This is a genomic window from Bradyrhizobium sp. Pa8, from assembly GCF_052588265.1.
This window is the reverse complement of sequence record NZ_CP176767.1, coordinates 6,747,897-6,768,221: the sequence shown is the minus strand read 5'-3', so window position 1 is coordinate 6,768,221 and position 20,325 is coordinate 6,747,897. Positions and strand designations below refer to the sequence as shown.

The window sequence follows — 20,325 nt, the reverse complement described above, 5'->3', positions numbered from 1 at the left end:
CGGAGCCATGCCATCGCTGTGCCACCAAATCGCCTAACGGCTCAACGACGCAAGTTGCAGCGGGCAGGGCGATGCGCATGGGGGCAGTAATGATGCGCTATTGGTTTAATCGATATCTGTCTGCGATCTTGAATGGACTTGCCGTCGCGATGCTCGTCCTCCTGATTGCCGCGATATTCGCTCGGAATATTGGTGTCGCAGAGTTTCGAGGGTCGCTGCCGTAAGGCCCGGCCTGTCGAGCGCACTGATAGGCCTCCCGGCTAGTTGCTTTGTCTGTGCGGCCGAGGCGCGGAAACGTGTGGGCAGGCGCGGAGCACGGCAGAACGCGGTTTCCAGTGTCGAAAACCGAACAGAGCGGACACCGTACTCAATTAACGGAGTCGGAATATGCGTCACTTCTTGGCAAAGCGAGAACCGTTTGCGTCGCTGCGAAGGTGGGATTAGCCGATCAGCTCGCTTCTGGGCCGAAGAGCGCTTTGGAACTCGCTGGTCCGATGCAGGCGCATGCACCATCACTGCATCGATTGATGCGCACTCTAGCGAGCCTGGGAATCCTGACAGAGCAACGGGACAGCGTTTTGCGTTGACTAGCCTAGGCGAGGCACTGAAGACCGGCGCGCCGGGCTCGGCAAGATCGTCATTCTTCGACGACGCCCATGGCAAGGCCGAGGGTCGTGCCATCATCAGGCTTCGGAGTTGGCAATGTCATGATGACTTGTCCTCGTCGAGGTCCACGTCTCCTATGAGCGGCCCGCTGACGCCATTACGTTCATCTCTCGCGATATGCTGCCCGATTGCCCTGGCCAGCGCCAACCATTGTTCACGGTGGCTAGGATGATCAAGACTACGCGGGTCGCTCGGCGGTACGTTGCTGCTGATGGCGATCATGGGGTCGCCCTTGCGTTTCAGCGTCGGCCTGACCTGCTCGAAGCATGCTGGGTGCCACTCGCCATGGACAGACTCTCCCTTTTTGTAGGAGACGGTAATGCTGATCACATCCGCGTCTTGCACTCGGCAATGCGCGCAGGTGAATAGCGGAACCTTTCTCATACTCTTACTCCGCCGATGCCTCAACTTTGGTGGCGGACACGAGCGAAATTTCGCTCGCGGAAACTGGCCCCGGCGCCGGGGATATAGGGGGTTGTTTGTACGCCGGGGCCAGCGCTCTCCGCCGTCGAATCGTGCTATTGGAGGTAGAACATCCTGGGCGGCAAGCTCACTGATGGTGGAGACATCGCGCTCCTGGGCAAGTGCAGTTTGTGCCAAGCGATGTTGCGCTCACGGAAAGCCGTGTGCCGATGGTGAATTCACTGGAACCGCGAAATTCGTAGGTCGGAAAAAATGGCGCGCTGGAAGCAGGATTGGACCGCAGAGGAAATCGAAAAGCTTAGGACGTTGGCGGGCACGATGCCGCTGACGCAGATCGCCGCCGCTCTGTTCTCTGCCTTGGTCATGATGCCATCGAACCGCAGCGCTGGCGTGAGTCAAATTATCCCAGCGGCGCGGGATGCTCGCGAGGTACTGCCGGTCGTGGGTGTGGAAAAGCAGGCCCGGCCGCCGGTTCACGCTGGCGGGCCTAATTTCGATAATGACGTGATTTTAGATCGGCTCTAAACTCGTTCTTGCTTCGGAGCGAGGCGGTGTTTTGGAGCGGGATCATGCGAGTGTTTCGCGCATACTTGATTGACGGCGAGGGGCACATAACGTTTCGAATCGACCTTGACGTGCATGACGAGGAGGAGGCTCGGGAGCGAGCCAAATTGCTTGTAGACGAGCACGCGGTTGAGCTTTGGGAGGGCGCAACCAGACTCGATAGATTTGAGCCGATCAGCAGGCACTAAGGCCACCTCAGATGGCGGTCGGTTTCAAGCTTACCCTTGAGTGCGTTAGCCCTGGACGGCGAGCAACGCTCTGATCCACGCTACCTTCTCTTTGGGCGCTGCTGGGTCCTTCTATGGCCTTCCGGATATCGTCGACCAGGCCCTCCAATCGCAGTCGATGCGCGCGATCAACTTCGCGGCGACGGGCATCTGCAATCTCATCAAGAGCAACCATGCGGCGAGTATTGCTGAAAATTCCCGTTGCGTCAAAGCGCCGTTCGTCACTACGGGGTACAGCCGCACCGTAAGACCGTAGATTGGGGGCGGGTAGAGCGCTTTGGGAGCCTTGGAGACCTGTCTCGATCGCTCGTAAGACGCATCTGTGAGGCGACGCTCGAGCACGGCAAGAGAGCCAGTGAACGGGTCGGGAGAGCTCAGATAGGACGCATAACGAGCCCTTTGAAGAGGCTCGAGCCAAACACTCGTCCCCGTCGATTGTCTGGTTCGGGTCACTTTGCAGACATGGCAGGAGAGGGCGCTAAGGTCCGGCGAAGAGCCATGAGCGGAGGCAGCTTAAGGCAATGCATGCGTGGCAGGGCCCTGCCGACATCGGGAATTATTGGCTTGCCGCCGCAGCGGCGGTCGCCACATATTTCGTGTAGAATTCGGCGACCCGGCCGCGCCACATCCCGACGAACGCCTCTGACGTCACGTTGTCCACCGATTTCCAGGTGCGCTTGAACGCCGGAAGTGCATTGCCCCAGATCGCGCGTTTGCACCACCTCTCACCCTTCTCCTTACCTTCGCTGGTGGCGCACATTGATTTCCAGGCGGTGCGAGCGGGCCGGCTGATGTGCTCAGCGGCGCCTTCCCAGCCCTGCTGATGGATCAGGTAAAGATCGCTCATGTCCGGCGTCCGGTGCGTCACCCACTCGAACTGGACGCCTTCGGTAATGATTTTGTAGGCGGCCGCAACGGCGTTATCCCGCGGACTGCGAATCTGCCCGAAGCCGAACTTCCCGAACTCATATTGGCTGAGTTGAAACAGGCCGATATACGACCCGGTGCGCTGATTGGGGTTGAAACCGGATTCGATCTTGGCAACCGCCATCATGAAATTGAAATCGAGACCAAACGCGTCGGAAGCGCGCTTGATCTCTTCGGCTGGCGTTCCGACCGGAATGTCCTTGAACGCACGCAAAACGATCTCCGCCGGCTTCTCGGCGGGCGGCAGTTCGGACCAGACGTAGTAGACCAGATAACGGAAATCCTGCGCCGACGCCGCTTTCGGAGCATCTTTGGACCCATCGCTTTCTGCCGGCAGCGGTTGGACGATATCCTGTCCCAACGACACCAATTTCGGCGCGACGGGTTCATCGACGATCTCGGCTCCGGTGCTCAACGACCCGGAACCTGCTGACGCCACCGAGCCAAGCTCTGCACTTTCTGCCCGAAGCGCTGCCGCCAGTCTGGCGGATGCCTCTGCGTACAAGGCGGGCGCCACCATGTTCGCAGGAGCCGCTATGTTCGCTGCAGCTTCCGGGATGACATCCGGCACCGTCGCGGCCGGTCTGTTACTGGCGGCCAGACAAAGTCCCACGGATGCGATGACAGCCACGATGCAGCTGGTCTGCCAAACCTTCATTGCCTGAAGTCCACGGATGGCTCCTGTACAAAGACTGTTCGTTCCTGCGGCCTGTGGGTGAGTCCTCTTCGTAGAATCTTAAGGTTTAAATGTGGTGAAGGAGAGCAGGCTTTCTGCTTCGCCAGTCATCTGATGTGTTTGGGTCACAAGCGGCCCCTGGCGGGAGACGCTCGTGGGTCGGTCCTGGTCCGCTCGCATTCCGCAAGCCGACATCAGGATTAGAGAGCAGAGAGGCAGCTAAGGGCCACGAGCCGACGATCAACGAAGATTGCCAATGACCCCTCCAGGGCTGGTCATCCAGCTCTAGGGTCATACGCTTTCGCGATTACAAAAAAGGTCGCCGGGCGGTCTTTTGGCTAGTGATGAGATACTAAGTGCTTGGCTAGTGAGGAGAGACAAGTGCGGCCAAACTAAATGCCACCGCGCAAGCGGCGGCCAGAGACCAAAGCGTTATCGCAATCTCCCTCGGCATACAGATCAAAGCACACAGAAGCCATCAGGTTCCCCGGGCGGGTTTATTCCTTGTAGAGGAGGAACCGCAGCACCGTTCACCCAACAATACCAAGCGTCCAGCCCGTGGAAGCCGCACAGAACATGAGCGGTGATTCTGAGCAGGAATAATTTTGCCGATGGCACGTTCGGTTGCTTGGGCACTTTTCATTTCTGCCCTCATGAGCGACCGAATGTACGGCGCGAGTAGCTTGAGATTACAGACGTGACTCGTCTGCGAAAATCTCGCACGTCGGCGGGTTCCCTGAAATGCGCATCCTCGATCAAGGGCGTCAGCTCGTTGCGAAGGGCTTCAGGCAGTGCGGCCATAAGTTCGTTCAGCGGTCCGTGAGGTGGAATTCGGACTAAATGTCCCCCAATTATTGCTACCCCGGGACCGCAGTTGATCACGCCCCAGAGGATGATCGCGATAATATCGTCCCGCTTGCCGCGCGGAATTCGGAGAGGTGGGGGGCTCAATAAGAATCCATGTCCGGCGGAGGAACCAGCATTGGTATGTAGTTCACCCCAGCCGACAATTGCCCCGGAATCATTCATTTGAATTGCAAAGTCTAGACTCCAACCGGATCCGGACGGGAAGAGATCGCTTACTGCTGTGATAAATCCTCCGCTTTGAAGATAGTAGTTCAATTCGTGCTCAAACAAGATTTGACCGTTAGCATTGAGGTCAAGAATTTGGCCATTTGAGAATGGCGTGAGTGTGTCGGTGGTGGCATCGTAAATTGCCTGTACTTCGGGGCCGCCCCGACCAAAAAACCAAACCCACAGCTTGTCGTCGTTGGTGATGCGAATTCCATTGGACAGGAAGGTGGGATTTGCCACCGCGCGCAGATTTGCACCATCGTAGAAAACGGGCACTTCGAGCTGATCGTAGCCTAGTACCCACCCTTGAACTCCGATCGCGTGGCCAAGATCGTTGATATCTTTCAATTCAAGGAAGGCCGTCGATCCGGGTGGTTGCGACGGTAACGTTGGCAACACCCAAGTAACCGCCTGGGTGTTGTGATTGAAGATAAAACCTCTCTGATCATCCAAGACGCTCCAGCCCTTTGCCGCTGTTCCCGCCACATCGCCGGAATTGTTCAGCGCCAGGGGTCCAATTGCGGGATAACCCGGAATTGCGATCGGCTCGCTCGTATTCGTTTCAAGATTGTAAAGCGCGTATTCCCGCCCGGTGGAGCCCTGCACTCCGGCGAGGACAACGCGCTCGTTGTTGATGGCCCATACATCTATGATTTCAGATGGAAGAGTGATGAGAGTGCCGTCCACGAGGCGGACAAAGTTTGGCGGGTTCAACCCGGAGCCCGTCAGGATGACGTCGCCTCGATTGCTTATTCCTTGTGGCTGCATCGGACCAAGATCTACGACAGAATAGCCCATGGGGTGTCTCCTGCAGATTGCAAGTGTTTCTTAGCACGGTCTGGTCGAGGGCGCTTTGGGATTTTGCCGGCAGATGCCCGCGCGGAAGGTCGCCGGGCCGACACCAGTAGCCCGGTCGGTGATGTCCGCTACTTGTCGAAAGCAGCGGTCAGCCCATCAGCCAGGCGACGTCCGGCTTCCCTCAAATAGCGGACATGGCAATGGCTCTTGTGGTGTTCAGCTCAGGGCCAGAAGCCGACAATCAAACCACCCGGTCACCCAATTAGCCTGTCTTCAAAAACGATTCCAGCTCCTCGAAAAACTGCGGCATGCCAGGGTCATTTTCTAAAGGGAGATGGTTCTTCCCGGCAAAGAGACGAACCTTGCGTTTGGTATTTTGGCGCCGATTAGGCGGCCCTCTTCAATCGGGACCATTGCATCTTCACGAAAATGGAGCACGAGTGTTGGAACGGACACCTGCGGAAGAAGATCACGAACGTCGAAATTGCTTACTGTTTCATAATATCGGGCCGCGCTTTCAGCCGATAGGCTTCGTCGCTGCATTTCATTGAAAGCCACCGCTTGCTCTTTCGTTGCACCCGGTATCAGCTGGGAGGCCAGCATTTGTCGGAACGTAGGATCCTCAGAGCTCCACCCCAACCGAATGAGAGTTGCCGTAGCTTTGTATCGTTCCAGGTCCGTAGCCGTGTTGGAAGGCCTCTTAAATCTGCCGGTTGCGAAACCGCCGAAGAGAATGAGCTTAGAAACTCGTTCAGGATGACGGACGGCATACGCAATCGACACGGCGCAACCTTGGGAAAACCCAAATATGGGAAAGCGTATAAGGCCCGCTGCATCTGCCACAGCCTCCATGTCACTCACCCAGGCGTCCAGCGACAGTTCACTTTGATCCCAGTCGGACAATCCGTTGCCACGAGCGTCGTAGCGAACCAGCTTGTGCTGCTTAGACAGTCCTACGAATAGATGACGGTAGAGAGGTAGCTCCCAATCGAGCTCCAAATGATTGATCCAGTTTGCTGATTTTAGCAGGAAAGGGCCAGTACCGACGACGGAGTAAGCCAACCGCACGCCGTCCGCAGATCGGCAGTACTGAATTTGTTGCTCAAATTTCGACGAAGAGGGATTTTCTGCCTGCGGTGACGTTGAGCGTTGCCGGAGCAGTATTTTGTAGGCTTCGATTGGGCGCGAGATATTCTTCAAGCGCTGAAGTCCAAGAGGTTCGATGGGGTAGCCCAATTTGCCGTCAACCTGATCAAAGACTGCTCCCGATATGCAGATGCCGCCGGGATCGGCTATGCTTTCTAATCGCGCTGCGACATTGACCCCGTCACCCAGTAGATCAATCCCTTGAATGACAACGTCGCCCAGATGAATTCCAATTCGAAACCGAAGCGCGAGGTCCTCAGGTTGGTCGTCCTCAGCGGCGGCGAGACGAAGCTGAACCGCTACGCAGCATTCAACGGCATCTATTGCACTTGCAAAGTCGGCTAAAATGCTGTCGCCGGCGGTGTTCGCTATCCGCCCACCATATTCGTCGATTAGCGCATCGACGATTTGGCGATAGGCGGAAAGTTTTCTTAGGGTCGCAGTTTCGTCGTGACTTACCAAGCGAGAATAGCCTGCGACATCGGCTGCAACTATTGCCGCCAGCTTTCGTCGTAGCGCTGTGCCACCCAATTGCTTTGCTCCATTCCCTCGATTCAGCCCGGTCTACCCCTTTGACTTCCGCAGACTAAGCGAACCTTTGGACATGACGCAATCAAAGGGAGATCGATCTAGAGGCCGGTTTTGGCTATTATCGTGCAAGGGTAACCCGCTCATGTCCGCTCGGGGTGTCACAAGCAGACCCAAGACGGTGCCTCGCCCCAGGTCCGCTTTGGGTCACAAGCTGTCATCACCGGCCAATCGTGTTTTGGTCCGGTTTACCGCCAACAGCCGACGTGCCGATAGGCGCCTCGATGTTCTGCTAAGGCCCAAATGCAGACATCCACTTAGCGGAATTGGTCACCGTTCCGAGCACACTTCGTGAGCAGCTTACATTTCGCTCGCTCGTGGCATAGTCTTGACCGCGGCTGCCCACCTCAGGGAGTAGACGGCTACCGTAAGGGAAAGGCTGTGCGCTACCTCTTCGCAAACTGTACGTTTGACCTGGGTCGTCGCGAACTGCGTCGAGGCGACGAGGTAGTCCCAATCGCGCCGCAGGTTTTCGATCTGCTCGACTATCTGATCCGCAACAGAGAACGCGTCGTTACGAAGGACGATATCTTCAGCGCCGTCTGGAATGGCCGCGTCGTCTCGGAGGCGGCGTTGACGACCCGGCTTAATGCCGCCCGGAACGCGATCGGCGACACCGGCGAGAAGCAGCTTCTGATAAAGACCCTGCAGCGCAAAGGATTCCGCTTTGTTGGAGCCGTGCAGGAAGAAAGACAGGCCAGCCCTGTCGAGCAGGACAGTTCGGCGGTGCGTGGTGAAGTGACCGCAGCGACATCGCCTTCAGCACCCCGCCTTTCTATCGTTGTGCTGCCGTTCGCCAATCTCAGTGGAGATCCCGAGCAAGACTATTTTGCCGACGGCGTGACCGAGAGCCTGACCACGGACTTATCCCGCATCAGAGGCTCGTTCGTGATTGGCCGGCACACCGCATTTACTTACAAGGGCAAAGCAGTCGATCTCAAGCAGATTGGCCGCGAGCTGAATGTTCGTTACGTGCTCGAAGGTTCGGTGCAGCGGAGCGGGGATCGATTTCGGGTGTGCGTGCAACTAGTCGATACCGAAACAGGCAGCCATCTGTGGGCCGACCGCTTCGACAAACCACTCGCCGACCTTTTCGAAATGCAAGACGAAATCGTGTCGAGATTGGCCAACGCACTTAATGCTCAACTTATTGCAGTCGAGGCGAGGCGAGCGGAGCGTTCTTTGCAACCAAGCGCGTTAGATCTGCATTTCCAAGGGATGGCTCGACTCAATAAAGGTTGGACCCCGACTAGCCTAATGCAAGCGCGAGGTTTCTTCGAGGGGGCCCTAAAGCTTGAACCTGATAACATCGAGACACTGGCCGCTATTGCGATGTTAGATGTGTTCTGTGCTGGCCTTGTGTTCGTTGATGACCCGTATCGGTATATTGCGACGGCAGAAGTGGCCTCGATTAAGGCTATCTCTCTCGATCCACGGCACGCCGCCGCTCATTTGGCTCTTGGTGGCGTGCGATTATGTACGAGACGCGGATTGGAAGGACTTGCTGAATGCGAGCATGCCCTATCTTTGAACCCAAATTTTGCCGAGGCTCATGCTTGTGTCGGCATCGCCAAACTGTATCTCGGTCGCCCCGCTGAGACTGAGGCACACGTAAAGGAAGCGCTGCGTGTATCTCCTCGCGACGAAGGGATTGCTCGTTGGCTGGCCTATGTTGGTACAGCTAAATTGCACCTTGAAGCCGATGGTGAAGCCGCTGAGTGGCTACGCCGAAGCCTGAAAGCCAACCCGAACTATCCCATGGCGCACTTCGAATACGCTTCCGCCCTCGCGCTTCTCGGGCAAACAGATAACGCGGTAGCAGCTAGAAACGAAGGTCTTTTACTCGACCCCGCCTTCACGATCCGCCGTTTGAAAACCCTCCGAGTTTCCGACGACCCGACGTTTCTTGCGGGGTCAAGGCGGCTTTTGAAGGGGATGTATTTGGCTGGCGTGCCGGAGGGGTGATGTCGCTTATGGGTCAAAAGCGGCGGTGGCTGCGGCGGCAACGTGCCTTGGCGAGTTCGGCTTGGGGCCAACAACTGACATTGACGCTGACAAAAGCTCGAACGATGCTATCATCGGATGGCAATCAGGAGTTGCCCATGCCGACGTGGCTGATTTTCCAGCTCTACGCGATGGTCTGCATGCCTGCTGCCTATGACATGGCCCGCGACCGTGGCCGATCTACAAAGGCTTGGCTTTCGACCGCCTTGATCATTGGGCCCTTTGCGCTTCTGGCGCTGCTTATTCTAGGCCGTGTTCGAACGTCAGTACCCCACTGAGGTGGCCTTTCGAAACGTACCTTGCTGGCGGACTTTGCTTGACCCAGTCGGCATGTCTCACTCAGACTTAGCGGACGGCAAGCGCGAGCGCGGCAACCTAGCTCTCAGGTCGATCTACCTGTACCGAATAGGCATCGATTTCTTCGAGACTACAAAGCCGAGTTAGCTTCTTTGCTTCCTCGGCCCTGCCACAGAGGTCGCGAATGGCTGGCAGCCAGTGCTGATCGACCTCCCACATCGTCCTGAATAGCGCCATCGTGGGTGGCTTCTCATCCATTCCGGCGGGACGCATATCTTCATGGTACCAGCGGGCTTGACGCTCGGCTGCCAGCGCGAAGTGAACCCAAAGAGGCAAGTCGATCAGCACAATCTCTGTCGCCCTAGATACCCGGGCCGGTATCGATCCTTGGCTACCCAGTCCCTCGATGACCCACTTATCCCCGGCGATAGCCGCTGCATGGTATCCCTCCGGCGGCGGCCGCCTTGTGTAATTTGAGAGGCGGCCCGAGGATTTGACCTTAAATCTAGCTTTAAGGTCACGTGGCGAATGCAGGTCAATGTGTTGGGCGCCGAGCGTCGGCGGCGATGGAGTTACGACGAGAAGGTTCGCCTTGTCGAAGAGACCTTGCAGGCTGGCGAGACGGTCTGCGGCGTCGCGCGACGGCACGGGGTGGCTCACGGCCTGCTGTTCACTTGGCGTCGACAGGCGCGCCAGGGCCGACTGGGCGGAGATTCCGGGCCAGCTCTCGTTCCCGTCGAGATCACACCGGTGGCGGTTCCGGTCTCGAGCGACGCGCCACAACCGGTGTCTTCACCGCCTGCGCATCGTGCAAGGGCTGGAATCATCGAGATCGAGCTTGGCGGTGGCTGTCGTGTGCGCGTTGACCGGGACGTCGACAGCGAGGCGCTGCAGCGGGTTCTTGAGCTCCTGCGACGACGATGATCCCGATTCCGAGCGGCATCAGGGTTTGGATCGCCACTGGCCACACCGACATGCGTCGCGGCATGCAAAGCCTGGCTCTTACGGTTCAGGAGAGCTTAAAGCGCGATCCTTATGCCGGCGATCTCTACATCTTCCGGGGCCGTCGCGGTGACCTCGTCAAGATTCTTTGGCACGATGGGCTGGGCATGTCGCTCTACGCCAAGCGTCTGGATCGTGGCAAGTTCATCTGGCCGTCGGCGTCGGCCAGCGCGGTATCGATCTCAGCGGCGCAGATGGCCTATATGCTCGAGGGCATCGACTGGCGGAATCCGCAACTGAGTTGGCGACCGCAGAGTGCGGGCTGAGCGAAGAAACTACGGTTGCTGCCATTTTGGGGAGTCCCATCGCGTCCAATCTGTGATTCACTGCGTCGCATGGATGCCGACCGCGACGCTGTTCCGGATGATGTTGCCGCCCTGAAGGAGGCGCTGGCGGTCGAGCGTGCGAAGGGTTTGGAGATCGCCGCCGAGCTCGCGGTCGCCCGCGCGAAAGCGTCGGAAGACGAAGCGCTGATCGCCCAGCAGCAGTTGCAGATCGCCAAGCTGAAGCATCAGATCTACGGGCAACGGTCGGAACGTTCGGCGCGGCTGATCGAGCAGTTGGCGCTGACGTTCGAAGAGCTGGAAGCCGACGCCACCGAGGACGAGCTTGCGGCGGAACGAGCCTTGGCGAAGACGACGACGGTGCGCGGATTTACGCGCAAGCGCGCTGAGCGCCAGACCTTCCCTGAGCACCTTCCCCGGGAGCGGGTGGTGATCGAAGGACCTACGGCTTGTGAATGCTGCGGCAGCAATCGCCTTCGCAAGCTCGGCGAGGACGTGACGCGCACGCTGGAAGTAGTGCCGCGCCAGTGGAAGGTGATCGAGACGGTCCGGGAGAAGTTCTCCTGCCGCGACTGCGAGAAGATCAGCCAGGCGCCGGCGCCGTACCATGCCATCGCTCGGGGATGGGCTGGCCCGAGCCTCCTGGCCATGATCATGTTCGAGAAGTTCGGCCAGCATCAGCCGCTAAACCGCCAGGCCGAGCGCTATGCTCTCGAAGGCGTGCCGATCGCACTGTCGACCATGGCGGATGCCGTTGGGGCGGTCTGTGCGTCGCTGGATCCCCTGCTGCGCCTGGTGGAAGCCCATGTCATGGCGGCCGAGCGCCTTCATGCCGATGATACGACCGTGCCGGTGCTGGCCAAGGGCAAGACCGACACGGGACGGTGCTGGATCTACGTTCGGGACGACCGGCCGTTTGGGGGCGCGGGCCCACCGGCAGCGATGTTCTACCACTCGCACGACCGCAAGGGCGAGCATCCCCAGATGCATCTGGCCCAGTATGCCGGCATCCTGCAGGCCGACGCCTATGACGGGTACAACCAGCTCTATCTGGCGGGGCGCCAACCCGGACCGATCCGGGAAGCTGCCTGCTGGTCGCATGGAAGGCGCCCATTCTTTGCCATGGCCGACATCGAAGAGAATGCGCGGCGCAAGGGCGCCGGAAAGAAGGAAATCCCGCTCTCTCCGATCGCGATCGAGGTCGTGCGGCGGATCGATGCGCTGTTCGAGATCGAACGCTCCATCAATGGCAGGAGCCCCGAAGGGCGTCTGGAGGTGCGACAGACGCTGAGCCGGCCTCTGGTCGAGGACCTTGAGGTCTACATGCGCGAAAAGCTCGCCAAACTGTCTCGCGGTCACGACCTGGCCAAGGCGTTCAACTACATCCTGAAGCGATGGGCGAGCTTCACGCTGTTCCTGGAAGATGGACGCGTGTGTCTCTCCAACAATGCCGCCGAACGGGGCTTGCGAGGCATCGCTCTTGGACGGAAGTCCTGGCTGTTCTGCGGATCTGATCGCGGAGGGCGGCGCGCCACAGCTATGTACAGCCTCATCGTCACGGCGAAAATGAACGGCATCGACCCGCAGGCGTGGCTTACGGATATCCTCGCCCGGATCGCCGCCCATCCGGCTCATCGGCTGGACGAACTTCTGCCCTGGAAATGGACGCCAGCATCAGCGATCTCCGCTCGAGCGGCATGACCAGCCATGTCAACAAGGTCCATCACGCCACCACCATCACCCAGGTCGCGAAAGACCTCGGCGAAGACGAAGACTGGTTGTGGGACATCGCCAACGAAATGGAGATCGAGGACGGCGTCATCTGGGTCTATGGCGTCGGAGAAGACGGCGTCCAGGCGTTCACCGACTTCGGAATCGAAAACCTCATCGAGCTGATCAGGTTCTACAAAGAGAACCCTGGACTGCTCCGGCGGTAACCCTGCGGCCTACGCCGAATGGATACGCTGCATGCCTAGTCTCATAAACATCTGAGGGAGCGAGCTTCCATCCTTCCTCCCAAAGGAGCTTGTCAACCTCGATGCGAGGCAGTCCTCGCGCGGTCGAGATTTTGTTGGCCAAGGTGGACAACTCGGTTGGGCGTGGAACGCCTCGCTGCTCTACGTGAAGGGTGGTGCCGCCGTGACCCACAATCGTATTGATGTCTTCAACAACTTCACCGGAGTGGGTCTGGACTCGGCAAGTCATACGCGCTGGGGCGGCGCTTTGGGCGTCGGCTGGGAATATGGCTTCACGCCGAACTGGACGGTGGGTGTTGAATACGACCACCTCTGGATGGGGAATGACACCCGTACCTTCGTGGGTGCAGGCTTGGTCACGCCCGGCGGTGTCACTCTCGTTGGCGAAAGGTTCAGTCAGGATGTCGACATGGTCACCGTCCGGTTGAACTATCGCTTTGGCGGTTACGGCTCTCCGGCCAGATACTAATCGCTTCAGTCTGCGCAAACCAAAGCCCCGGCTCGCCGGGGCTTTTTTCTGGACTAGGCAACCCAATCGGTTGCAGCGCTTTGCAATGTCTCAGTTGGATTACGTGCTGACATCGCAGGAGCAAGTGCCAAGGTCTGCGAAGGGCCAATAACGGGCATCAGCGTTGTTGCTCGGATGGTATTGCAACTTCAAAGATGGACCCTTTGGCATCTGACTTTACCAGCCTTAGTTCGCCCTTTGACTTTGCAAGTAAAGTAGAGCAGATCGCGAGCTCCCCGATCCGATGCCCTCAGGCTTCGTGGAAAAGAACGGATTGAAAATGCGATCGGCCGAATCTTTCACGAGGGCATGGGCAAGGATGGCGGCTGGAAATGTCGTGTGCCAAAGAACGTATATCCATGCGGCAGAGTTAGACCCGTCACGATCAGACCAGCCGGGGCGTACCCGCCGGTGCAGCGCCAGCCACCAATGACCTGCTCGGCGGACAGCTGCCCATGATCGTTGCGGTCATGATCGACCAACTGCTTCACCTCCACGAAATCCGCAAACTCAGGATAATGGCGGTAACCAACGAAGCATGGCAGGTGCACCCAAAACCGGCTGCCTTCGAGAGCGGAATGCCGGATCTTAAACTTAATGGGTGCTTCAGTCTGATTGCTCCACTCTCGAGCCGATAATTAGCCAACTGGTGCAATTGCATATGCCGAGGTGTGCCAGCGCTGCAGGCACTGGAAAGCTGCGCTCATAGGGTGCCTAGACGATTTCGACGCCCGGCTCGCTACCCGGACCAACCCAATCGAGATTGGTTTTTTTAACGTGAATGCCGCGCTCTACGGCACCTTCGACGATGAGCCAAACATTGGGCGTCACTCCTTCACCGATGACGACTGTTGCGTCTTGATCAGGAAATCTTTGCAGGGTCTCCACAAGCTCTCGCACCTTCATAGCGGTCGTCCAGCACGCGAAACTGTCTCAATCTTCGTCGATCGCTGAGAGCATGCAATTGACCGTTGGTGCAATCGGGATCGTCCGATCCGTGCTTTCTTCAGGTCGGTCAAGACAATTGACGCAATGGCGGCACCCGGCGGGCTCTGGCCGCCGCAGTTGAGGTATTGCTGGTAGTCCAGCGTTCGTCGGCTCGTCCAGCGATCCCTTAGAACTCACACCTTGGATCGGCCGATGATGGGGGTGCAAGTGCACTTGGTGCACATTACCGTGCGCCGCTGAACTTAGATCCTAAGATCCCCGCCAGACGCGCAACACGCCTTCGCGAAAGCCGCCGACGAACTGATCAGATACGTTCGGTGGCAGAATTTGGCTGAGATCATCGAACGGGCCGCTCACCATGGTGGCAAGTTCATGTGCCGAAGCATGCTCTGCCCATCGGCGACCCAACTCCAAACCGCGTTGCCGATCTGCCTCTGCGTCCATCGCCTTGGGCTATCCGAGTTAACTGGCCCCCACGAAGCTGCTGACCGCGCCGGGGCCTTCTACGTTCTCGCCAAGCTTAGGAAGCTTGGGGGCTGGAAAGATCGACGAGGCGTATCCCAGACAAGCACAGTCCCGGTGCGTGGCTAGTGCACTTTGTGCCAATGCGAAGCGGTGACCGGCATCCGTCGAGATTCTATTGGCTGCCTATAAGGTACGCCCAAGTTGTTCTGGTTCTAGCGTGACGCAGAATAGCGCGAACAGTGACGCCACGAGTTGCAACCCACGACTGAACATGAGCCAAAGATCGGCGCCTTGATTGATCGCCGGCAGATGTCTGAAAAATACGACGCCGAACAGCGAGCCACCGAAAATGAAGGAAAGCCGCCCCAGGAACAGAAACAGGTGGCTCAAGATCGGATTCGAACGCTGAGGGGGAAGCGGAACGCATCGAAGGCGATACCAATAGCGATTTGCATCGCAACGATCATGATTGGCGCTGCAAGATTGTCAGACCGTTCGAAAGATAGCTGCTCACCGGGATAAGTCATCAAGTGCCTAAATTCGGGCAGACCGTCCAAGATTATAAAGAGCGCTCCTGTCAATTGACCCAAGAGAAGAAGCAAACAGAGGGCTCTCGATTTCAAGTTCGTCATGCCAACAGCCGTGAAAGCTTACTGTCAGCGCCGTTGTGCACGTAGGCGTCCTATATTGGGTCTAGTGATGGCCCGCCGCGCTAAATTGGCACAAACTGCATAGCGCAAAGTCACATAGCTGCATCTCGGCTTCCCCTGATTGTGTCGACTTCCGGACAAATGTGATGATCGTCTCATCGCCATCGGTCACGACCGGGACACTGATGCGCGCAAGGGGACAACGTGCCTACAGCTGAACAATGCCGCGCTTATGCCGCCGAGTACAAACTACGTGCCGCTGATCCGAGGAATTCCGCCCGTCGAGCGACCGTGCTGACGAACATCTCACGGAGCTGGGCAGCGCTTGGGAGCCAGCTTGAGAACCTTGCAGAGATCGCGAGGTCGGAAGGCATGTGAGATCGCCTTGCGTCAAAGTGGGCTGGCCGGCGAGTCTCAATCCGCACTTGGCGGCTGTTTCTTCGTGAGCGGCTTCTTGAGTGCTTTGCGCATCGCTGTCTCGTCCGCGATGAATTCCGAGATCTGATGCTGCTCGGCCTTTGTCAGCCACCGCGTCAGCTTGTTGGCGATCATGGCCCTCTCACCGAGGCGTGCGTCGCGAGCCGGGTGGGCCACCGTCCAAGCGATCAATGCTAACTGGCGCTCGCTGGGACGTCGCTGCCGTGATCGCGAGCTTATGGTTGTTGACCTTTCTGCGGTCATTGGTCTCCCAGCTAGGGCGTAGACCCTTCTAGTCGCGCAGCTTCTGCCGAATTCTGCCACTGGTTCAGCCAAGCTGGCACAAACTGCATAGACGCCTTTGAGCGTCACTCGCTGCGATCAGCCTATGGGTGGCGAGTTGCTCGTTCGTATCGCGGTGATTGTGGTCGGCATGCCGCCGGTCGCGCTGCTCGCCTTCGCTCTCTTTAAGATTTGATCCGCACCATTCATTGATCTGGCTCAATGGCACAGCTGCCTATCGAGCGGCCCCTCATGCGAGGGAGGCACGTCAATGACCCGCCGTCGGCTCTGGATTTATCAATCGCTGGTCTGGGCGTCGGTCGCGCTTGGTCTCGCGGTGATCGCATCCCTGATGTGGTGAGTCTGGATTGCAGCCTGCGGAATAAAGCGTAAGATTTAACTGATTTGCGAAATCGTGGAGGGCATCGTGGCAGCGCCAGACCTCGTTTTCAAAGTCACCATCATCGGACTCAGCGTTCTTTCAGCATCCTTCGCGTACATGCTAGTGCTGGGCTAGACTTCGTTTGCGGGACCGCAGGTGTGCGACGCGATTTCTCCGGCAGCGTTGAAGCTCAGGACCGCACTTACCACGCCATCGCGGGCGATATAGGAAATCTCCGTTCCGTCTTTGATGGCTGGAGATTGTCCAGATCGGACGCGGGATATTCGCGAAGCTGCTCCACCCAATACGCGCGAAGGCCTTGTGTCCCGGCAATGGTTTTCATGCCACCGCAGCCACATTAGACGACAGCGTCGTCGGCGTACATCTTCAAGATAGATTCGATATCGCTAGCGCGGTAGGCGTCAAGCCAGTCAACCGCAGCGGCCATCGGGTCAAAGGACATATTCCTCACCTACGTGCCGTTGAAGGCCGCAGGTTTAGGTTCAGTAAAATGAATGAAACGTGAAGGAAAGTGTTGCGATGCCAAAACGGCTTGAACCACAGCCGCTGGTCAGCGCCGAGCCGTGACTCGAAATCGTGGGCGCTGTTTGCTCAGCCTGTGAGAGAAGTGTCAGCAATAGTTCGTCCCTATCCTTCGAATCCTGGTCGGATAGAGTCACGCCAGCTAGCCCGCTGCAGTCTCGGGGGATGCCGCAAAGCGGTACACGCTCCAGGACGCCGGTGGGACGGTGAGTTGCCAAACTCCATCGCGGGAGGCCGCGTCGGGACCTATCACGGGTTTTACGCGCTCCGGATCGTCCGCAGTGTTCGTCGCGTTCAGGTCCTCCGACGTCATGACGTGACTTTCGACGAATTTGCCAAACTCAAAACCGCGCAGGCTGAGCGCCAGATCGATCGGCTGGTCGAAGTTCCGATTGACGCAGAAGAGCGAGAGGGACTTCTCGTCCTCAGCGAGGACGGCAGCGCTGACGATCTCGGGAAATCGCTCGCCGTTGCCTGCGCTAAATGTCCCGCAAGTTAGGCGCATGTCGAGAACCGTTCCCTGCGCCCATTCAGATGCGTGCTTGAACGGGTAAAAGATGGTCTGCCGCCAGGCGCGCCCTCCCGTTTCGGTCATGATGAGCCCGATGACGTTGACGAGTTGGGCCACGCAGGCGGCCTTGACCCGATTGCACCGGTTGATCAGTGTCAGTAGGGCTGCACCGAAGACGAGGGCATCCTCCATCGTGAAGAGCTCTTCGAGAATGGCTGGAGCTTCGGGCCATCCTGGCTTGGTCCGCGTCGCGCGGTCACGAGTGCGGTACCAGACGTTCCATTCATCGAAGGACAGCATGATCCGCTTGGGGGATCGGCGGCGGGCGGCGACCCCGTCCGCGACCGCGATGATCTCATCGATATAGCGCCCAACCAGATCGGCTTCAGCCATGAAGTCGCGTGACTTGTCGTCGTGCTTGGAAAAATACCCGTGGAGCGAGATATATTCGACCACATCGAATGTCTCTTCGAGAACGACGCGCTCCCACTCGGCGAATGTCGCCATGCTGCGGCTGGAGGATCCACAGGCGACCAGCTCAATACTGGGATCGAGCCAGCGCATCAGCTTGGCGGACTCGCGCGCAAGTGTGCCGTACTCGTGAGCAGACTTGGCGCCGATCTGCCACGGAGCGTCCATTTCATTGCCCAGACACCAAAGCTTGACGTTATGAGGGGCTGGATAGCCGTGCTGGTGTCTGAGATCGCTGAGCGCAGTGCCACGATCCACGTTGCAATATTCGAGCAGCTCCCTGGCATCGTCCGCGCCTCGCGTGCCGAGGTTCACGGCCATCATCGGCTCCAACCCGGCCTTGGTGCACCAGCTCATGAATTCATTGGTGCCGAACGCATTCGTCTCGGTACTGAACCAGGCGAGTTCTCGACGCCGGGGCCGCTGGTCGACCGGACCGACGCCATCCTCCCAGTTGTAACCGGATACGAAATTTCCGCCGGGATACCTGATGACGGTGACCCCGAGCTCGCGGATAAGCTCCATCACGTCCTGCCGAAAGCCTTCGTCGTCGGCCGTCGGGTGTCCGGGCTCGAAGATGCCGCCATAGACGCATCGCCCGAGATGCTCGACGAAGCTGCCGAAGAGGCGCTGATCCGCGTGTCCCACTGTGAACGCGCGGTCGAGAACGATGGTCGCTTTGGTCATGGTTCATCCTGTTGGAGTTGAGCACGCGTCAGCCTTTAACGGCGCCGATGGTGAGCCCGCGCACGAAATGACGCTGAACGAAGATCATGATCAGAACGATGGGCAGCATAATGCCGATGGCGCCTGCAGCAGAGATCGACCAGTCGCTGACGTCCTCGCCGCCGAAGGATGCGATCGCAACCGGAAGCGTCTTCGTGCGGATGCCCGTTAGCACGAGGGCGAACAGAAATTCATTGTAGGACAGCAGCAGGCTGAACAGCGCCGCGACCGTGAGCCCGGGGCGCGCGAGTGGCAGAATGACGATGCGAAATGTTTGCCAGACGTTGCAGCCGTCTATTGCGGCGGCCTCGTCGAGTTCGCGCGGAATGTCGAGGAAAAAGCTGTACATCAGCCAGATCGTGAACGGCTGGTTGATCGCCACCAGCGCAGCGATCAGGAGCGGGTAGGTGTCGATTAAATTCAGGAAGCTGCCCATGACGAAGAATGGAATCGCCATTAGCATGTGTGGAAACATGCGGATCGTAAACAGCCCGAACAAAATGGGCGAGGCGCGGCGCTGCGGCATGCGCGACAGCGCGTAGGCTGCAAGGCTGCCGATCGGCACCGAAATGAGCAATGTTCCCGCGGAGACGATCAGGCTGTTGATCAGATAGTGAACGAAGCCACGATCGACCCAGACCTCGCGATGGTACTCCAAAGTCGGCTGGAAGATGATCGTGGGCGGGACAGTGAACGCGTCCGCCGGATTCTTGATCGACGTCAAGGCGGCCCAGATCAGCGGGACGAGATTTACGAAAGTGAAGAGTGCCAGACCGACGAAGAGCAGCGTCTGGTTACGCACATGCGTCATGCGGCGTGCCTTCATGCGCTTCTTCCGTACCCACGCTGCAGGAGGCTGCTGAATACCGCGATGATCGCGGCGACAACGACGAGCGTGATGATCCCGAGCGCGGATGCCTTCCCAACCTGTAGCAACTGGAAACCAAGCTGGTAGGTGTACAGCGTGATCGTCTCGGTCGCGGTGCCGGGGCCGCCTCCGGTCAGGACGTAGATGGTATCGAAGAATCGGAAGACATCCATGAGGCGGACAGACACGGTGAACACGATGACCGGCACCAAGGCCGGGAGGACGACATGGCGGACGATGTGCCATTCACCCGCACCATCGATCTGCGCCGCCTCGATTTGGGCTTGGTCGAGCGTCTGTAGGGCCGCATAAAGAACCAGCATGACAAACGGCGTGAAGATCCAGGCATCGGCGAACACAACGCAGATTCTCGCCCAGACCGGATTGCCAAGCCAGTCCGGCGGATCGATGTTGAAGGTCGCCAGCGTCGCGTCGATCAAGCCCCAATTCGACGTCAGGACCCATTTCAGAAATAGCGTCGCGACGACGGGCGTGATGATGTGCGGCAAGAACAAAAGAATCATAAAGGCGCGCACGCTGAATGTCAGCCGGTACAGCGCAAGCGCAAGGGCAAACCCAAGTGCAAATTCAACAGTCACCGATCCCAGGGCGATGCCGACGGTGGTCGACAGCGATTGCCAGAAGCGGGCTTCGCTCAGCAACTGCGTGTAGTTCGCAAGGCCGACGAAGCGCATCGCCGGCGAACCTAGGTGGTAATCGAACGTGCTCAGATAAACGGCATATCCAAGAGGCCACAGGAGCACGAGCGCCATCAGGCCAAAGCTCGGGACCAGGAACAGCCACATGCCGCGCTGCCAACGCATGACGTCAGATCTCTTGCCAGATTTCTTGGGAGGAGGCTTGGATCAAGCCGCGGGCGTCTCGGTCCGCCACAGGCGAGG

The 20,325-nt window shown here is 58.4% G+C and carries 18 protein-coding genes and 1 pseudogene; 8 read left to right on the top strand and 11 right to left on the bottom strand.

Features of this window, described 5'->3' with window-relative positions:
- Window positions 1-275: 275 nt before the first annotated feature.
- On the top strand, window positions 276-587 hold the full coding sequence (locus tag ACKWRH_RS32130) for a methyltransferase family protein (protein WP_445222507.1): 312 nt from the start codon (window positions 276-278) through the stop codon (window positions 585-587).
- 118 nt (window positions 588-705) lie between these two features.
- Here the strand turns inward: ACKWRH_RS32130 and ACKWRH_RS32125 are convergent, their stop codons facing one another.
- Window positions 706-1,050 (bottom strand): hypothetical protein, encoded by a 345-nt coding sequence (locus ACKWRH_RS32125; protein ID WP_439035030.1) that lies wholly within the window; start codon window positions 1,048-1,050, stop codon window positions 706-708.
- 291 nt (window positions 1,051-1,341) lie between these two features.
- On the opposite strand from ACKWRH_RS32125, the gene ACKWRH_RS32120 reads away from it, so the two are divergent.
- Window positions 1,342-1,614: a hypothetical protein gene (locus tag ACKWRH_RS32120; RefSeq protein ID WP_445216777.1), complete on the top strand. Its 273-nt coding sequence runs from the start codon at window positions 1,342-1,344 to the stop codon at window positions 1,612-1,614.
- An 822-nt stretch (window positions 1,615-2,436) separates the two neighbouring features.
- Here the strand turns inward: ACKWRH_RS32120 and ACKWRH_RS32115 are convergent.
- The 3 genes from ACKWRH_RS32115 to ACKWRH_RS32105 all read right to left on the bottom strand — a co-directional run bounded on the left by ACKWRH_RS32115 (window position 2,437) and on the right by ACKWRH_RS32105 (window position 7,032).
- Window positions 2,437-3,465, bottom strand: coding sequence for a transglycosylase (locus ACKWRH_RS32115; RefSeq protein WP_445216776.1), 1,029 nt, complete (start codon window positions 3,463-3,465; stop codon window positions 2,437-2,439).
- A 669-nt stretch (window positions 3,466-4,134) separates the two neighbouring features.
- Entirely contained in the window at window positions 4,135-5,355 is a 1,221-nt protein-coding gene (locus ACKWRH_RS32110; RefSeq protein WP_445216775.1) for a hypothetical protein, read from the bottom strand.
- Between the two features lie 324 nt (window positions 5,356-5,679).
- Entirely contained in the window at window positions 5,680-7,032 is a 1,353-nt protein-coding gene (locus tag ACKWRH_RS32105) for an alpha/beta fold hydrolase (RefSeq protein ID WP_445216774.1), read from the bottom strand.
- Between the two features lie 438 nt (window positions 7,033-7,470).
- Between ACKWRH_RS32105 and ACKWRH_RS32100 the strand changes: the two genes are divergently transcribed.
- On the top strand, window positions 7,471-9,054 hold the full coding sequence (locus tag ACKWRH_RS32100; RefSeq protein WP_445216773.1) for a winged helix-turn-helix domain-containing protein: 1,584 nt from the start codon (window positions 7,471-7,473) through the stop codon (window positions 9,052-9,054).
- Between the two features lie 414 nt (window positions 9,055-9,468).
- Here ACKWRH_RS32100 and ACKWRH_RS32095 read toward each other — a convergent pair whose 3' ends face one another.
- Window positions 9,469-10,038, bottom strand: a complete 570-nt coding sequence (locus ACKWRH_RS32095) for a hypothetical protein (protein ID WP_445222634.1) — start codon at window positions 10,036-10,038, stop codon at window positions 9,469-9,471.
- Here ACKWRH_RS32095 and tnpA point away from each other — a divergent pair.
- The 5 genes and pseudogenes from tnpA to ACKWRH_RS32070 all read left to right on the top strand — a co-directional run.
- Window positions 9,919-10,314: an IS66-like element accessory protein TnpA gene (gene tnpA / locus ACKWRH_RS32090; protein WP_445216772.1), complete on the top strand. Its 396-nt coding sequence runs from the start codon at window positions 9,919-9,921 to the stop codon at window positions 10,312-10,314. The genes ACKWRH_RS32095 and tnpA overlap by 120 nt on opposite strands.
- Entirely contained in the window at window positions 10,311-10,658 is a 348-nt protein-coding gene (gene tnpB / locus ACKWRH_RS32085) for an IS66 family insertion sequence element accessory protein TnpB (protein WP_445216771.1), read from the top strand. The genes tnpA and tnpB overlap by 4 nt, the downstream gene beginning before the upstream one ends.
- 69 nt (window positions 10,659-10,727) lie before the next feature.
- Entirely contained in the window at window positions 10,728-12,377 is a 1,650-nt protein-coding gene (tnpC, locus tag ACKWRH_RS32080) for an IS66 family transposase (protein ID WP_445216770.1), read from the top strand.
- Window positions 12,374-12,613, top strand: a complete 240-nt coding sequence (locus tag ACKWRH_RS32075; RefSeq protein ID WP_445216769.1) for a hypothetical protein — start codon at window positions 12,374-12,376, stop codon at window positions 12,611-12,613. The genes tnpC and ACKWRH_RS32075 overlap by 4 nt, the downstream gene beginning before the upstream one ends.
- A gap of 148 nt (window positions 12,614-12,761) precedes the next feature.
- Window positions 12,762-13,121 (top strand): annotated as a pseudogene (locus ACKWRH_RS32070) (outer membrane protein); the annotation flags it as partial.
- Window positions 13,122-13,874: 753 nt separating this feature from the next.
- Here ACKWRH_RS32070 and ACKWRH_RS32065 read toward each other — a convergent pair.
- The 6 genes from ACKWRH_RS32065 to ACKWRH_RS32040 all read right to left on the bottom strand — a co-directional run bounded on the left by ACKWRH_RS32065 (window position 13,875) and on the right by ACKWRH_RS32040 (window position 20,247).
- A complete protein-coding gene (locus ACKWRH_RS32065) occupies window positions 13,875-14,066 on the bottom strand; it encodes a hypothetical protein (protein WP_445216768.1) in 192 nt (63 codons plus the stop codon).
- A 690-nt stretch (window positions 14,067-14,756) separates the two neighbouring features.
- Window positions 14,757-14,963 (bottom strand): hypothetical protein, encoded by a 207-nt coding sequence (locus tag ACKWRH_RS32060; protein WP_445216767.1) that lies wholly within the window; start codon window positions 14,961-14,963, stop codon window positions 14,757-14,759.
- Between the two features lie 674 nt (window positions 14,964-15,637).
- Window positions 15,638-15,775: a hypothetical protein gene (locus tag ACKWRH_RS32055; protein WP_445216766.1), complete on the bottom strand. Its 138-nt coding sequence runs from the start codon at window positions 15,773-15,775 to the stop codon at window positions 15,638-15,640.
- Between the two features lie 1,214 nt (window positions 15,776-16,989).
- Window positions 16,990-18,516 carry an arabinosylfuranosidase ArfA gene (gene arfA, locus ACKWRH_RS32050; RefSeq protein WP_445216765.1) on the bottom strand — a complete coding sequence of 509 codons (1,527 nt, stop codon included), beginning with the start codon at window positions 18,514-18,516 and terminating at the stop codon, window positions 16,990-16,992.
- Window positions 18,517-18,544: 28 nt separating this feature from the next.
- Window positions 18,545-19,381, bottom strand: a complete 837-nt coding sequence (locus ACKWRH_RS32045) for a carbohydrate ABC transporter permease (RefSeq protein ID WP_445216764.1) — start codon at window positions 19,379-19,381, stop codon at window positions 18,545-18,547.
- On the bottom strand, window positions 19,378-20,247 hold the full coding sequence (locus tag ACKWRH_RS32040) for a carbohydrate ABC transporter permease (RefSeq protein ID WP_445216763.1): 870 nt from the start codon (window positions 20,245-20,247) through the stop codon (window positions 19,378-19,380). Before ACKWRH_RS32040 ends, ACKWRH_RS32045 begins: the two co-directional genes overlap by 4 nt.
- Window positions 20,248-20,325 lie beyond the last annotated feature (78 nt).

Coding starts and splice junctions, on each gene's coding strand:
- ACKWRH_RS32075 (WP_445216769.1), top strand. CDS start 12,374: ATGACCAGCCATGTCAACAAGGTCCATCACGCCACCACCATCACCCAG.
- arfA (WP_445216765.1), bottom strand. CDS start 18,516: ATGACCAAAGCGACCATCGTTCTCGACCGCGCGTTCACAGTGGGACAC.
- ACKWRH_RS32110 (WP_445216775.1), bottom strand. CDS start 5,355: ATGGGCTATTCTGTCGTAGATCTTGGTCCGATGCAGCCACAAGGAATA.
- ACKWRH_RS32115 (WP_445216776.1), bottom strand. CDS start 3,465: ATGAAGGTTTGGCAGACCAGCTGCATCGTGGCTGTCATCGCATCCGTG.
- ACKWRH_RS32055 (WP_445216766.1), bottom strand. CDS start 15,775: ATGATCGCCAACAAGCTGACGCGGTGGCTGACAAAGGCCGAGCAGCAT.
- tnpB (WP_445216771.1), top strand. CDS start 10,311: ATGATCCCGATTCCGAGCGGCATCAGGGTTTGGATCGCCACTGGCCAC.
- ACKWRH_RS32065 (WP_445216768.1), bottom strand. CDS start 14,066: ATGAAGGTGCGAGAGCTTGTGGAGACCCTGCAAAGATTTCCTGATCAA.
- ACKWRH_RS32040 (WP_445216763.1), bottom strand. CDS start 20,247: ATGCGTTGGCAGCGCGGCATGTGGCTGTTCCTGGTCCCGAGCTTTGGC.
- ACKWRH_RS32120 (WP_445216777.1), top strand. CDS start 1,342: ATGGCGCGCTGGAAGCAGGATTGGACCGCAGAGGAAATCGAAAAGCTT.
- ACKWRH_RS32125 (WP_439035030.1), bottom strand. CDS start 1,050: ATGAGAAAGGTTCCGCTATTCACCTGCGCGCATTGCCGAGTGCAAGAC.
- ACKWRH_RS32045 (WP_445216764.1), bottom strand. CDS start 19,381: ATGAAGGCACGCCGCATGACGCATGTGCGTAACCAGACGCTGCTCTTC.
- tnpA (WP_445216772.1), top strand. CDS start 9,919: ATGCAGGTCAATGTGTTGGGCGCCGAGCGTCGGCGGCGATGGAGTTAC.
- tnpC (WP_445216770.1), top strand. CDS start 10,728: ATGGATGCCGACCGCGACGCTGTTCCGGATGATGTTGCCGCCCTGAAG.